Source organism: uncultured Paraglaciecola sp. (assembly GCF_963977085.1).
In the GTDB taxonomy this organism is placed as follows: Bacteria; Pseudomonadota; Gammaproteobacteria; order Enterobacterales; family Alteromonadaceae; genus Paraglaciecola.
Genome location: NZ_CAXBNC010000006.1, coordinates 52,894 through 67,306, shown reverse-complemented (window position 1 = coordinate 67,306; position 14,413 = coordinate 52,894). Strand labels below are relative to the sequence as shown.

11 protein-coding genes are annotated in these 14,413 nt (G+C 41.6%); 7 read left to right on the top strand and 4 right to left on the bottom strand.

The window, feature by feature from the left end; genetic code table 11:
- Positions 1 to 56 precede the first annotated feature (56 nt).
- The 6 genes from AAC000_RS09065 (at position 57) to AAC000_RS09040 (ending at position 5,703) form a co-directional block, all read left to right on the top strand.
- A complete protein-coding gene (locus AAC000_RS09065) occupies positions 57 to 506 on the top strand; it encodes a hypothetical protein (protein ID WP_339721990.1) in 450 nt (149 codons plus the stop codon).
- Entirely contained in the window at positions 503 to 1,276 is a 774-nt protein-coding gene (locus AAC000_RS09060) for a lytic transglycosylase domain-containing protein (protein ID WP_339721988.1), read from the top strand. The genes AAC000_RS09065 and AAC000_RS09060 overlap by 4 nt, the downstream gene beginning before the upstream one ends.
- Before the next feature lie 61 nt (positions 1,277 to 1,337).
- A complete protein-coding gene (locus AAC000_RS09055) occupies positions 1,338 to 2,909 on the top strand; it encodes a hypothetical protein (RefSeq protein ID WP_339721986.1) in 1,572 nt (523 codons plus the stop codon).
- Entirely contained in the window at positions 2,902 to 3,447 is a 546-nt protein-coding gene (locus AAC000_RS09050) for a hypothetical protein (protein ID WP_339721985.1), read from the top strand. Before AAC000_RS09055 ends, AAC000_RS09050 begins: the two co-directional genes overlap by 8 nt.
- A gap of 66 nt (positions 3,448 to 3,513) precedes the next feature.
- On the top strand, positions 3,514 to 4,680 hold the full coding sequence (locus AAC000_RS09045; protein ID WP_339721983.1) for a hypothetical protein: 1,167 nt from the start codon (positions 3,514 to 3,516) through the stop codon (positions 4,678 to 4,680).
- 114 nt (positions 4,681 to 4,794) lie between these two features.
- Positions 4,795 to 5,703, top strand: a complete 909-nt coding sequence (locus tag AAC000_RS09040) for a DNA ligase (RefSeq protein ID WP_339721982.1) — start codon at positions 4,795 to 4,797, stop codon at positions 5,701 to 5,703.
- Between the two features lie 110 nt (positions 5,704 to 5,813).
- Here AAC000_RS09040 and AAC000_RS09035 read toward each other — a convergent pair whose 3' ends face one another.
- From AAC000_RS09035 to AAC000_RS09025, 3 genes are all read right to left on the bottom strand, one after another.
- A complete protein-coding gene (locus tag AAC000_RS09035) occupies positions 5,814 to 8,069 on the bottom strand; it encodes a molybdopterin cofactor-binding domain-containing protein (protein WP_339721981.1) in 2,256 nt (751 codons plus the stop codon).
- Positions 8,066 to 8,563 (bottom strand): (2Fe-2S)-binding protein, encoded by a 498-nt coding sequence (locus AAC000_RS09030; RefSeq protein WP_339721980.1) that lies wholly within the window; start codon positions 8,561 to 8,563, stop codon positions 8,066 to 8,068. Before AAC000_RS09030 ends, AAC000_RS09035 begins: the two co-directional genes overlap by 4 nt.
- Before the next feature lie 280 nt (positions 8,564 to 8,843).
- The gene (locus AAC000_RS09025) at positions 8,844 to 9,629 is read right to left on the bottom strand and encodes a Crp/Fnr family transcriptional regulator (RefSeq protein ID WP_339721978.1); all 786 of its coding nucleotides are present in this window, start codon (positions 9,627 to 9,629) and stop codon (positions 8,844 to 8,846) included.
- Between the two features lie 350 nt (positions 9,630 to 9,979).
- On the opposite strand from AAC000_RS09025, the gene dnaK reads away from it, so the two are divergent.
- Positions 9,980 to 11,881, top strand: coding sequence for a molecular chaperone DnaK (gene dnaK / locus AAC000_RS09020; protein WP_339721976.1), 1,902 nt, complete (start codon positions 9,980 to 9,982; stop codon positions 11,879 to 11,881).
- A gap of 119 nt (positions 11,882 to 12,000) precedes the next feature.
- On the opposite strand, the gene AAC000_RS09015 is transcribed toward dnaK, so the two are convergent.
- On the bottom strand, positions 12,001 to 14,319 hold the full coding sequence (locus AAC000_RS09015) for a CocE/NonD family hydrolase (protein ID WP_339721974.1): 2,319 nt from the start codon (positions 14,317 to 14,319) through the stop codon (positions 12,001 to 12,003).
- Positions 14,320 to 14,413: the final 94 nt, after the last annotated feature.

Below are 14,413 nucleotides of genomic sequence, written 5' to 3'. Positions count from 1 at the left end.
GCCATTCCCAATAAAAACCCTTCTAAGTATTGCATAACCTCCATTGGAGGAACGTTATGCAACAACAGACTAATCACGACACTAGCACCCAAGCCATGACCGAAGTCGCTCTAGGACTATCTATGGCATTTTTTTCTTTGTTAATTTTGGCTCTATTTTCTATTGGTTTACCAGATAACGCACAAAAAAATCAGCCATCCCTAAGCACTGACGAGCAACTTAAATTGGCAGGCAATAACGAAACATCTTCCTCCAATTCAGGCTCAGAAAATAAAACCCATCAATATGCCTTTTACTTCAATGGAAAATTTTATGATAAGCAACTTAACCTATTAAGTATCAATCACTTGTCACTTTTTGAGCCACAGCAACCCTTGATCCTTGCGGTACAAGATAAGCTACCTTTGCTGCAAATAATGGCGCTTCGCAAGCAAATCAATCACCCCAACCTTTCCATCACTATGCTTAACCAAACATGGCAAACGCAGTTGGAGAACATACAATGAATACCCCGTCACTCTTCAAAATATTCAGTCTTTTAGTGATATTTTTAACACCACAAGCTGCAGCAACTTATTACTACAATAGTGAAGATATTCAACAACGCATTATTTCAGAAGCCAATCGGCAAAATATCACACCATCATTGGCGCTAGCCATTGCCAAAGTAGAGTCGAACTTTAACCCTAATGCCTTAAGCTACGCTGGTGCCAAAGGTGTAATGCAAATTATGCCTCGAACGGCAGAACAAGCTTTTGGTGTACCTAGAGAGCGATTATTTGAACCCGATGTCAATATAAAGATCGGCGTCAAATTTATTAAACAACTGCTTGAACGTTATAACAATCGTTTGGATATTGCTTTATCACACTACAATGGGGGTTCAGGTGTAAAAAACTCACAAGGAGAGCTTAGAGTGATGCCTGCCACTCAAGGCTATGTCGATAAAGTACTAGGCACCCAACAAGAGTTTTTGCAACACGACAAGCCGATGCCATTTGTTTCTGGGGTTAGGCAATCTCCTATTCAAGCAAGATATGCAGATACTGAAATAGCACAAACTGACCTAGAAATATTTGAGCCACCTTCTCAAAATCCACAAGTAGAAACCTTACGGGCGTTGCGATTGCATAACATTACTCGCAACTACCAAGATAAAAGAAAGCTGACTGCAAACAATAAGGTCGTTCATGTTAAAAATTCGCAACTCGATAATGTCTCACGCCAATCAAAAATGGCAAAGGTCAGGCAATGGGAGTCTATTTATCTAGATTAGGAACTGCATATCCGTTAAATTAAACCTATGACGATAGCAGCAGCAACCCTAGTCAGGCCGAATGACCAATATTATTAACTACGGTATTAGTGAGACCTTAAAAGCCCTGTTTGCCCAGCTAAAAGAAACCCCCGGCCTTAACGGATACAAATATCATCATAAAGATGTAGAGCAACTTTCTAGATATATAGTGTGTCGCAACTATGGCTCGATTTGTTATGAATTGAGTTTTCTGTGCTGGGCAATAGTCAACCATCCTCAGTATTCGTCCTCACCTTTATTGACTTTTTTTTGGGTACAAGAAAATATCCAGCCTAAGACTTTCAGACAAGCATTGAGGGAACCATTACAAACCTCTTCAGGCAAAGCCTGTATCGGTCAGGAGTATTTAGAGCTCCACTTAGGCGACATCGAATTTACGATTTCCCCTACCCGCATTGGTGTCTTAGCTGTGATGTTAGAATTAATTGCCAGTATTGACCCTGCCCAGTTAGCGAATATTGAAAAGCAACTAGTAGATGCCAATGGTCAAGCAGTTAAAAAACTATCCTCAGAACTACAAAAACTGATTTATGCCTACTTAAAAGAACATATTCCAGAAGCCAGTACTCAAGAACGTTTTCGATCAATAAGCGGATGGTTAAAACGACATAAACTGACAACCCAAACTATCTGTGACCAAGATGTACTCAATTTTTGGCTAAATCCACCGGCGCAACCTAGCTATATCAAATATTCCACTGTATTAGACGACCTACTCGACGCCATCCACGCCATTGAAGTGGTTGAAAACAGCTTTCATGCTGACCATGCGTTGAGTTTAGGCAATCAAAGTAACAGCAGTGAGCAAGGTGAAATTAATGCAGATTGGGTACATCATTCTGTGTTTGAACAAGTCGAAAACAACACTGATTTAAGTTGGTTATGCCAATCGCCGAAGTTCTTAACCTTGGCTCAATATCACCCTATGAGTGCTATTTTAAGCCACGGTAAATTGGCGCGCCAATTACCCTTGTCTTTTTTACGTTTAAGTATTTTTGGAGGCTGGCAATCCGTATTGATCCAAGCCAAAAGGAAGTCGCCTCAGGAGGTGACCGATAAACTGCAACACCCCCCCAATCGCCAATACCAAGATTACGTAGCCGAACTCAACGACTCGGAATTGCAATGTAAATATGTACAACAAGTGATTGCGCACATCTTTTACAGTCTGAATAGCCCTTTGTTTATTGGCATTATGCTCAAACAAATGCCAACAGATTTACAACAAGCAATGAAGATTTGGATGCGAGCGCAACTCGCCAACACAACCCAACCTGAAACAAGTCTTTTTTTGCATATCCGGCAATGGTTATCAGAGCACCCTAAGGCACAATTCTGGTTAGATGAAGCGGCAAACCTCTTCAAAAATAATAATAAGGATGGCTTTAAAACCCTGCCTGCAATTACAGATTTGGATATTTATCAGGATGGCAGCGACGCACTCGACCATTGCCATGAGTTGGTTGCCCGCTATTTGTTGGTCATAGCAAAATTAAATCATAAAAATACTCAGTTAGCGGAAATTTATCGCTCTGACCTATGCATATACAGTAATAGATTTAAGCAAATTTATGGAGCATCCCATGCCTGATCAACACTACCTCGCACAGGAGCAGTTATTTACCGCCAAAACCCTGTACCGCGAGTTACATCAGCAATCATCTGAACAAACTCAACTCAGTAAGTCCTTGGTGTTTAATGATCTTGTGCAACTCGCCCAGGCCAATCCAAAAATTGATGAAAAACGGGTGATGCAACAAATTAATCAATCACTAACATTGCGTCGCCAATACATGCAACTGCTGCAAAGAATGGCGTTTGCCATCAGTCCTGTGCAGGCGGCCGCCAGTTCGCAAACTGCAATCAGCAGCCGTAAGTCTGCAGAATTCGAATTGTTATTTAAACGCGACAAGCAATTTTCTGGGCAAGTGTATGTGATACTTAAAATCCCACATACGGCAGAGAAACATCATAATCAAGGCGTTCGTGTGAATTGTTGTTCCGATAAAGTGATTTCCTCATTGCACTTCCCACCTATTGTGGATGGTAAAACGCAGCTATTAATGGAAGAATCAGATCAGAAATTTATAAACATGTTTGATGCCGAGTTTGCAATATACCTATCCTAACCAAAACCTAAGGGTTAAGTCGCACTTGTTTGCCGTTTCTGTGATGACTACAGGGATGCAAACTAGATGAAGACTCATATCTTTATCGCCACCACTCAAGGATTAGTGGCGATACAAAATATCACCCCTATTGATGACGAAGATATCAGCTCGGTGGTGTCCGTTAATGGCACATCTACCACTGCTAATATCAGCAGTAGTTACCACAATTTTGTCAAAAAAGGCGTGGGCATTATTCAGCAAATGTTTGGCGCTTGCAGTTATCGAGTCGATATTAGCGCCCGCATCGACCAAGGCAATAGTTGGCAAGTCGCCATGTATTTGGCCCACTTAGCCCAATCAAAAGGTCTGCTGGGCAACGGCGAAGTCAAACAAGGTGACAAGGTCATTTGTGCCACCGGCGAGGTGAATACCAGCAACCTGCAAGTGTTAGCTGTGAGTGAAGTTGCACTGAAATTTAAATTAGCACAACCACAGCTGCAACACTGGAAAGCGAGCGGTGCTGAGGTACAGTTTTTACTACCACAAGCGAATCAATCAGACCTTCAGCACAACTCCTTTACATTGATAGTTAACAATCTGGAACAGGCTGCAACCGCATTACCCAGCAGCTCACCACAGCATTCGGCAGCTAATATAAAGCACAACAAGTTAGCAAGTGTTAACTTTCGATATATAATTGCCATAACGGCAACAATATTGGCTTTATTAATGTTTTTTGGGGTGAGGGAATTCACCTCTACCACTAATACACAGCAGCAAACTGTCACAACAAAAGACGTTATATCTCAAGAAGATCCCAGCAAAACAATACAATTATTGGCGCAGCTTAAGCAAGATAAAAGCTGTGCCCAAACCGCAATTAAGAATGTATATTTAAGCAATCAAACTTTTAGTGAATTAGCGCTTAGTCAACTCTGTAAGTTGCACCTAAAAATACCTAAATCACAGCTTCAAGTGTTACTGATTGCCCAAGATGCCTATACTGTATTGCCCCTTATTAGAAGTCCACAAGGATGGCAGATACCCTTGCCTAAAAACCGTTTATCAAACCGTCATTATTATTTAGTGACTCTGTCACAAACCCTAAATGAAGAAAAAGTTGAACGCTTAAGAATTTACCGCGAAGCCATGTCTAAACCTGACATGTTATCTGAATCTGCCCTTACACAGTGGTTGCAAACACAAGATGTCGACTTTGTAATTTACACTCATAAGTTAGTGGTGAAATGAGCTCGATAGCAACATAGCTTGCCTACTCATAAAAAGCTTATAACCTAAAAATGTAACGGTTCTAGATTTTTGCACTAGTCTTGAGGGTATTCACCGACATGGATGACACCGAATATGCGCTCGCCTATCTTCTGCTTAACTTTACAGATAATTGTACTATTAACTTGTGTTGCAAGCTTTTGTAGTACTACCAGAGAATCCATTGCAACTGCCAATGCATACAACTCACAACCGCTACAATTAGCCAGTTTGTACCAAGATGACGTAGTGGTAAAAGCCTATTGGATCAGTGAAAAATTAGATGGTATTCGCGCCCGATGGAATGGTGCGGCACTTATTACCCGAAATGGCAATATTATTCACGCGCCAGCTTGGTTTGTGAAAGGTTTCCCGCTCCAGTCCTTAGATGGTGAATTATGGTTAGCGCGCAGCAGCTTTGAAAAAACAGCCTCTATTGTGTTACGGGACACACCCACTGCCGAGTGGAAAAACATCCAATTTATGCTGTTTGATCTACCTGAACATAAAGGCACTTTTACGCAACGTTTGACTGACTTATATCATGTGGCAGCGACCATAGACAGCCCTAATGTAAGGGTGGTCCCACAGTTCAAACTCGCCAATCAAAGTCAACTCATGGATAAGTTAGATGAATTCGTAACCCAAGGAGCAGAAGGCCTGATGTTGCATCATCAAGACGCTTATTATCAGGATGGAAGAAGCACCAATTTGCTCAAATTAAAAAAGTACCAAGATGCCGAAGCCAAAGTAATTGCGCACCTTCCTGGCAAAGGTAAATACCAACACCTGTTAGGTTCTATGTTGGTCGAGATGGACAACGGCATACAATTTAAGATCGGTAGTGGATTGTCTGATAAACAACGGCGACAACCGCCTTCTATAGGCACTATCATCACCTTTAAATATTATGGCCTTACCGCAAAAGGTATTCCGCGTTTTGCAAGTTTTTTGCGGATCACGCCTAAAACAAAAGAACCAAGAACAAAGCAGTTAAAAAACTAAAAAGCCCCTTGGTCACTTCAACTCCCAAGAGGCTTGTAGATTATTGTCTTCCAGTCTCCCCCTACACCACTGACTGGGCTTAGGCCGTTAACTTGGCTTACCTAAAGACTTTACGCTTTAAGTTGATTACCTATAGGCAACTGCCTGATACGCTTGCCACATGCAGCAAAAATGGCATTACACAAAGCCGGAGCATAAACGGGAGTGGCTGGCTCACCGACACCCGCTGGTGGCGCTTCACTGGGGATAATCTCCACCTCTATTTCTAGTGGAGAATCACTCATGCGCGGCACGCGGTAATCGTGAAAGTTACTTTGCTGTGCTCGACCTTTATCAAAAGTAATACCTTCGCTAATAGCGGCAGTTATACCGTAGATAGAGCCACCTTGTACTTGGTTGATCACGGTATCGGTATTCACTACCGTACCGGCATCAATACTTACCCAAGACTTAATAATGTTCAGATCACCGCTATCTGACACTTCTACTTCAACCACTGTGGCCACGTAAGTTAAAAAACTTCTATGGGCTGCGATCCCCAGACCTCGCCCTTTAGGCAGTTTCCTACCCCATTGACTCATCTCCGCGACTTTTTCAATGACATGGCGAAGTTTACCGATATCTAAGGGGTAGGTGGCTTTATCGGCACCGTAGTTGTCGTATTCAGCATTTTGTTCTGTCACATCCAGAATACGAGCGGGGCCAATGGTTTCCAGCAAATAGTCTTTTTGATCTCGCCCTGCTTTGTGTGCGGCTTCGGCAATAAATGACTGAATAGCAAATGCGTGATAAATATTTGATACCGAACGCATCCAGCCGATGCGTGTTTTGGCTGGCGCTTCACCGTTTTCTAACTTCATGTTGGGCGTGTTAATGGGATTATCGGTAAAGCCTAAACGTAACTCGAAGCTACCGGGCGCCGTAGCACCTTCTTGAAATGTTGAAGCAATAGGTGAAAACGCAGTGCGGTGCAAATAGGCTTCTATGGCGCCATTTTCATCTAGCGACGCTTCAATGTGTTGAGCCGATACTGCATGGTAGAAACTATTCTGAATATCGTCCTCGCGGGTCCATTGAACACGAATAGCCTTTCCGGTTTTCATTGACAGATAAGCGGCTTCTGCCGAGAAGTCGGGCTTCGATTTTCGGCCAAAACCGCCACCTAACATAGTTACGTGAACGTTAATTTTTTCTTTCGGCATTCCTAGCATGGCACTTACAGTGGCCATATCGGCTTGAGGGTTTTGGGTGGCAGCCCACACGTCTACGTGATCTTTATAATACATTGCGGTTGCGCAAGGCGGCTCCATAGGTGCCTGAGCCAGATGGGGCGCATAATAATCTGCTACCAGCTTATCACTGGCTTTGGCAAGGATACTGGTCGCATCACCAATTTCACGGACAGATGACTGTGGCGACGAAACAGTGGCAAGTAAGCTGGCCTTAAAGGTTTCTGAATTGTAATCGCCATTTTTTCCATCATCCCATGTCACCGACAATGCTTTGCGGCCTTGTATGGCGGCCCAAGTATTATTAGCAATTATAGCAATCCCACCTTTTGGCTGAAATACAGGTGCGCCTTGTGGTGCGGGGATCTCTACGACGTCTACCACACCCTTAATTGCTTTTGCTGCTTTTGCATCAACACTTTTGACCTTTCCACCCACTACAGGGGGGCGCACAATAACAGCAATGAGGGCTTTAGGCTCCAATACATCGGCAGCAAAAATCGCTTTACCCTTCACTATGTCTTTTAAATCGATATGCTCCATGGCGGTATTGATATAACGCCATTCACTGCGTTTTTTAAGGGTAATTTTATCTAAGGCTGGGGGCGTAATGCTCAAGGCATCATTCACTAGCTCTGCATAAGTAAAGGTTTTCCCGGAACTATGAGTAACAAGATGTTGCTCTGCAGAACATGAGTCAATAGCCACAATCCACCGCGCTGCCGCTGCTTGTCGCATTAGGTAACGAACACTGGCACCCATCTCACGTAAACGTTGCATATTGTAGCGAATACTCCGTGAACCATCGGTATTTTGGTCGCCATACTTAGGATCACCCTTGCCCTGTATCACCACAATTTTGTCCCAGCTGGCTTCCATTTCGTCAGCCACAATTTGCGCCAGAGCGGTACGGATTTGTTGACCCATTTCAGAGCGGTGACAAGTGATTTCAACTATGCCATCAGGACGTAGCGCAACAAATAAATTGGCGGCTTTTGCGGACTCTGATGATTTGGCAAGTACCCCTGCCATTGCTCTAGGTGCTGCGCCAGCAAAGTAAGTACCTAGCACTAAAGCGCCAGCCGCGGCACTAGACTTTAAGAAACTACGACGAGTTAAATCAAAATATTGGCTCATGCGTTTTCCCCCTCAGTGTCAGGAATATAGTACTCAACGCCTGCCATATTTTTGGCTGCAGATTTAATTGCTTTATGAATTCGAGGGTAAGTGCCGCATCGACAAATATTGCCCGACATACCCTGTACAATTTCTTCATCAGTAGGCGTAGGATTACTGGCTAGTAGACTGGCGGCTTGCATCATTTGCCCGCATTGGCAGTACCCACATTGAGGCACTCTATGCTCTATCCATGCTTGCTGAACAGGATGATCACCGTCTTTACTCAAACCTTCAATGGTAGTTATTTTACTGCCTGACACCGCTGCAACCGGCAACACACAAGAACGCTGTGCTACACCATTAACGTGAACAGTACATGCACCACACTGTGCCATACCACAGCCAAATTTAGACCCAGTCAGTTGTAATTCATCCCTTAAATACCAAAGTATCGGCGTAGTAGGATCCCCCGAAAACTCGCGAGTTTCGCCGTTGACGGTAAACGTAATCATAGTTTTATCTCCATTGTCGTAAGTAAACGATAGTCGCTCATTGGTTTACATTGCTTGTTTAAGTTTAAAGAATGAAAAGGTTGCTATACATAAGCTGACTTATGACTCGATAACTACTAATGACCTAAGATACTAGTAAGTAGTTTCATAAAAATGAATCAATAAAATAAAGGATCCGCCCCTATTATTCAACATGCAAACCATGCTGACTTAGCAGACGTGTTTATAATCGACCAAGCTTACTTCTTGACAAAAGTCAGAGTGAACTGACTAATCTTAATTAAGGCTTATGCTTTGACTCTGTTTGAGTAGGCAGCAAAGGCACATTGGAGAATGTTTGTGTATATTTGGCTTCTTTTTCTAATGCTTTTAGGTCCTTAACAACCAGTTGGTTACGCTTTTTATCTATAGTGCCGTCTTTTTTCCAAAGCTGTAATTGCTTATTCACTATCTGGCGGACAGTGCCAGACATTCGCGCTAAGGTGTCATCATTTAAACCATTAACTATATGCTGCTGTTCGTCTTCTTTTCCGCTGATATAAAACTTAATTTTATTAATATGTTTTAAAATTATACGACTCAAGCGCGTGGTGACATTGTGCAAAACCAAACTACTGGCGAGTTCTTCTTTTTCTCGCATTTTTTGCGCTAAATAGGGCATAAATTGTTGATTAAATTCTGGATAGTTCCACAACCATTGGCGCATCGTTTCAAGTTTAACTGACAGCAACTTCACAGTAGTTAAGGGCGCTACAATCACATCATGAGGTTGGTCATCCAAGAGCACAATCAAGTCGAAACAATCACCTGCATACAACATGTCTAAGGTTGCTTCTCTGCCAGTTTCAGGATTGGTTTGTTTAATTTCTACCTGCCCTTCTATTACCACAAAAAAACGCTCTGTTAATAAAGCAGAATTAAAGTAGTCACCTTTGTGCCATTCGTTAAGTTGAAATTCTTGTTGAAAATCGTCAATAAGCGTTGCCGGTAAATCCGCAAAAATATTAGCTTGTTTAACTAATACCGGACTGGCTTTGTGAGGTAGCTGGGAAATGTGTTTCTCCATAGTGAAAGCGGTATGGGTTCTAGCTTAATACCAACCCCATTTAAGAAGTGCTTTTATTCTACCTTGTTGTGACTGGATAACAAAAGCGATTGTTATTTTTCAGTCTAGGCCTTGCCCGCTAATTTATTGATTTTTATATTCAAAACTTAATAAAAACAATTTAGCAGTTACTGTCATATTTGTGACAGAAGCATTTTTTGGCCCTGCGTATGATTGCCCCACTAACCAAACAGCTAAGATTAAACCAAACAGATTAGTCGGTTTATACAAGGTTGTTTATGTAGTCAAACTGCTTAATGGGATAAGCCACTAAGCATCAGACTTTTTATATTAAATGATAGGTGATTATTATGACTAAGATTATTGGAATTGATTTAGGTACAACAAACTCATGCGTAGCTGTTATGGAAGGCGGTAAATCAAAAATTATTGAAAATGCAGAAGGTAACCGCACCACACCTTCTATTGTAGCTTATGCCAACAATGAAACCCTAGTAGGCCAACCAGCCAAAAGGCAAGCTATAACCAACTCGAACAATACCTTATTTGCGATTAAACGCTTAATTGGTCGTAAATTTGATGATAAAGAAGTGCAAAAAGACATTAAATTAGCCCCTTATAAAATTGTTAAGGCAGACAACGGTGATGCTTGGGTAGAAGTCAATGGTAAAGCCTTGTCTCCACAAGAAGTGTCAGCACAAATTTTACGTAAATTGAAAAAAGATGCCGAAGCCTATTTAGGCGAAACGGTAACAGATGCAGTTATTACCGTACCAGCTTACTTTAATGACTCTCAACGCCAAGCCACCAAAGACGCGGGTAAAATAGCCGGATTAAATGTGAAGCGTATTATTAACGAACCCACGGCCGCTGCATTAGCTTATGGTGTGGATAAAAATGCGAAGTCCGACCAAAAAGTCGTAGTTTACGATTTAGGTGGCGGTACCTTTGATATTTCAATAATTGAAATATCCAACATAGACGGTGAAAAACAATTCGAAGTGTTAGCCACCAATGGTGATACCTTTTTAGGGGGTGAAGATTTCGATTTACGCCTGATTAATTACCTAGCGGATGAATTTAAAAAAGACACAGGTATTGATATTCACCAAGATTCGTTAGCCTTACAGCGTATTAAAGAAGCCGCTGAAAAAGCTAAAATCGAGTTGTCATCTGCCCAGCAAACTGAGGTGAACTTACCTTATATAACGGCTGATGCCAGCGGGCCTAAACACTTAAATGTAAAAGTGACTCGCTCGAAATTGGAATCATTAGTGGATGATTTAGTGAAAAACACCATAGCACCTTGCGAGTTAGCCTTAAAAGATGCGGGTATAAGCAAAGGAGAAATCAGTGAGGTAATTTTGGTAGGTGGTCAAACACGTATGCCAAAAGTACAAGAAGCCGTTAAAAGTTTCTTTGGCAAAGAGCCTCGTAAAGATGTCAATCCTGATGAAGCGGTAGCTATGGGTGCGGCGATTCAATCGGGTGTGTTGTCGGGAACCGTTGATGATGTGTTATTGCTGGATGTCACCCCATTAACACTGGGTATTGAAACCTTAGGTGGTGTGATGACTAAGTTGATTGAAAAGAATACCACTATCCCCTTTAGAGCGTCAGAGGTGTTTTCCACTGCTGAAGATAATCAAGCAGCAGTAACAGTACATGTGTTACAAGGTCAGCGTGAAATGGCGGTGGATAATAAATCCTTAGGTCAATTCAACCTAACGGATATTACTCAAGGTCCACGGGGTTCGGTGCAAGTTGAAGTGACCTTTGATATTGATGCCAATGGAATTCTCAATGTATCGGCTAAAGACAAAGCAACAGGCAAGGAGCAAAGCATTAAAATTACCGCCGCAAGTGGCTTAACAGAAGATGAAATTAATCGTTTGGTTAAAGATGGTGAACTCCATGCAACTGAAGACAAACAGAAACGTGAGTTAGTTGAGCAACGTAATCAAGCGGACCAATTGATTCATACTGTGGAAACCTCAATGCCGAGTTTAACAGAGGAGCAACAATCACAGCTTAAAGCACTGATTGAGCAACTAAAAATGGCGGTGAATGGTGATGATAAAGCCGCGATTGAAATGCGTCACAAGGCATTACAAGATGCGTACAGTAACATCATGCAAGCACAACAGGCGCAGACTCAACAAGCAGACGGTCAGCAGCAAAATAACGCTGCCAAGGATAGCGCCAACGACGATATCATTGATGCCGATTTTGAAGATGTCAGCAACGGCTAGTGACAAGTGACAAGTGACAAGTGACAAGTAGATTGTACGAAATCACTCAGTACAAAAATCAAAACCCCTAATATTCACTATTAGGGGTTTTTTATTATCTATTTATCCACTCTCAAAAATTACATTTTCCAGGATTTAAGAGGGATTTTAATTTCGCTATCACTAAACCATTTGATTTCAAGTGGCTCGCCAGCATCTGCAATAGTCTCTTCACTGACATCTTTACCTGTGCCCATATTAACTTGAGCACCAGGGTTTTTATTAACATTGAGCACCATCACTAAACGACTACCTTTTTCGATTAATTTGGAGATCATAGTGCTATTAACGATTGGAATAAGTGTTTTTTGATTCGGAGTGAATAATTGACGATGACTCATGTCTTTTGCATAACTAGCTCGACTTATATAACGCGCCAGTGCAAAGGTTTCGCCGTTGGCTTTGAGTTCGTAAAACTTAAAGCCAATATCCACATCATTTTTATTAATTGCCAGCGCAAAATGACCAGTCACCGACCCTGTTAATTCTTGCGGTTCCTGAAATGTTTCAGTCACAAAGATTAAACCATTAGGTTCGTTAAGTTCTTTTTGGATCACTTGCCACGATTGAGCGTTGTGGTGCGTTTGTCTATCACTCATATCAACAATTTGTGGTATAAAATCCGTTTCATTTTGAAGCTTAGTGGTGAGTTGATATTGGTTTTTATCATTTATATTTTTCCCTAAATGGTAAGTCACTCCTTGTTTATTAAGTGCCATAAGTGACGGTTTGTGCTGCCAAGTATTACTGCCCATTAGTTGATAGTTGATGGTGTCCTTAATGAGTTTTGGCTTAGGTTGGTTGAACAACAAATGATCAAACCATTCAAAGGTCATTTCTTGGGTGTCTTTTTCCAAAGCAACGTCATCTAATTTATAGTTACTGTGATAAGTGCGCGGTATGCCTTGTGCCGTTCCGTGACCATAAGGACCAATAAGAAAGGTGTGATCCGCGTTTGAATTGTATCGCTTATGTTCATTGAAAAAATAGCTAGCAGAAATTGACGCCCCAAAATACCCCGTGATACTCAATACAGGTATATTAATTTTTTTATAGTCTTCTTTGTAAGGCAGCATATTCTGGTAGTAACTATCATAGCTAGAATGCCCTAACCATTTTTGAAACCATGGGTTGGGTTTACCTTCAATTTTATCAATATCTTTAAAGGCACGACCACTTTCAAATAAGGTATCGTAAGCATTTTGCCAATGTTTCCAATCGTTATAAACTGAGTTATCCATGGTTTTATTGTTGGTGACATGGAATGCCCATTGGTAATTAGGAGTGATGAAAATGTTATTTTCAACTGGCAGGCCAACAAAAGGATGCGCAGCTTCAATAGGCACAATAGTTTTTAGGGCTGGATGCGCGTATTTTGCTGCAGCCCACTGGGTAAAGCCCAAATAACTGCCCCCATACATGGCAACATTTCCATCACTCCAGGCTTGTTTCGAAATCCATTCAATCACCGCATTTGCATCTTCACCATCATGCTCCCATGGGATGATGTTGTCGGGGCTTTTAGCTTTACCACGAGTATTGGCAATAACCCCAATATAACCATGGGCTGCGGCATGCATAGCTTGTTTAATTTGCCATTTTTCATCTGCGTAAATAGTAAACTGAAAAGCCGTGGGTCTTTTTTTGCTGTCGCCACGTTTTCTAACCACAACTGCAGATATCGTTGCGCCACCGGGGGTTTTCACCAACACATCGGTTTCTGCCAAATAGCGTTTATTTTCCTCTGCCTCAATTGCTGGCACAACAACAGGCAAAACCGCCTCGTATACTTTGTAAAGCTGATAATTGGAAATAAGGTTGATAGCTTGATATAAGCTTAATTTTTCTTTTTGCTGATAATCAGTGAAAAGACCAAACATGTAATCCTGCCCCATAGGCAAAGACCAGCCCATAGTGGAGCTTGTTTGGAACAATTCTTCATCAGAAAACCCAAGTATTGCACCACTAAAAATTTGTTTTATCCGTTGCTGAAGTGTTTCTTTGGACGATGATCTTTGTTGTGCTTGGGAATAAAGAACATGATGATAGTAATTAACGGGGTATTTCTGATCCCCAATCAAACTCAATGTTTTGTTATGCTGAGCGAGCATTGAGCTAAGTGAAATACCTTCTTGAGTCGTTAAATCAGCAGGAACAATAGCGTCTATTTTCTCAGCCAAACTCAGTAATTGCTGTTTTAGATCTGAAGAGTTCATAAGCTTTATCACATCTTGGTTATTTTCAACCTTATGTTCTAATAGTGATGACGGAGTATTAAAATTGACTGGCTCCACCTCTTCTGCCATTAAAAAACCAATCCAAGGAGTGAAGATTAAAAACCCTAAGCACATTACTGTAAGGTGAATACTGACTCTGTAAAAGTCTTGCATAAATGTCATAGTAAATTTCCTTTAATCAATGAATAATTTCAGAAAGGAGGTTAGTAGCGTTCCAGTGTGAAGTAGTGATAAAACAGTGAAGAGTTGTGACTTT

Excerpts from the sequence above, each read along its gene's own strand:
- AAC000_RS09015 (WP_339721974.1), bottom strand. The coding sequence starts at position 14,319 with ATGACATTTATGCAAGACTTTTACAGAGTCAGTATTCACCTTACAGTA.
- AAC000_RS09040 (WP_339721982.1), top strand. The coding sequence starts at position 4,795 with ATGCGCTCGCCTATCTTCTGCTTAACTTTACAGATAATTGTACTATTA.
- AAC000_RS09055 (WP_339721986.1), top strand. The coding sequence starts at position 1,338 with ATGACCAATATTATTAACTACGGTATTAGTGAGACCTTAAAAGCCCTG.
- dnaK (WP_339721976.1), top strand. The coding sequence starts at position 9,980 with ATGACTAAGATTATTGGAATTGATTTAGGTACAACAAACTCATGCGTA.
- AAC000_RS09035 (WP_339721981.1), bottom strand. The coding sequence starts at position 8,069 with ATGAGCCAATATTTTGATTTAACTCGTCGTAGTTTCTTAAAGTCTAGT.
- AAC000_RS09060 (WP_339721988.1), top strand. The coding sequence starts at position 503 with ATGAATACCCCGTCACTCTTCAAAATATTCAGTCTTTTAGTGATATTT.
- AAC000_RS09025 (WP_339721978.1), bottom strand. The coding sequence starts at position 9,629 with ATGGAGAAACACATTTCCCAGCTACCTCACAAAGCCAGTCCGGTATTA.
- AAC000_RS09030 (WP_339721980.1), bottom strand. The coding sequence starts at position 8,563 with ATGATTACGTTTACCGTCAACGGCGAAACTCGCGAGTTTTCGGGGGAT.
- AAC000_RS09045 (WP_339721983.1), top strand. The coding sequence starts at position 3,514 with ATGAAGACTCATATCTTTATCGCCACCACTCAAGGATTAGTGGCGATA.
- AAC000_RS09065 (WP_339721990.1), top strand. The coding sequence starts at position 57 with ATGCAACAACAGACTAATCACGACACTAGCACCCAAGCCATGACCGAA.
- AAC000_RS09050 (WP_339721985.1), top strand. The coding sequence starts at position 2,902 with ATGCCTGATCAACACTACCTCGCACAGGAGCAGTTATTTACCGCCAAA.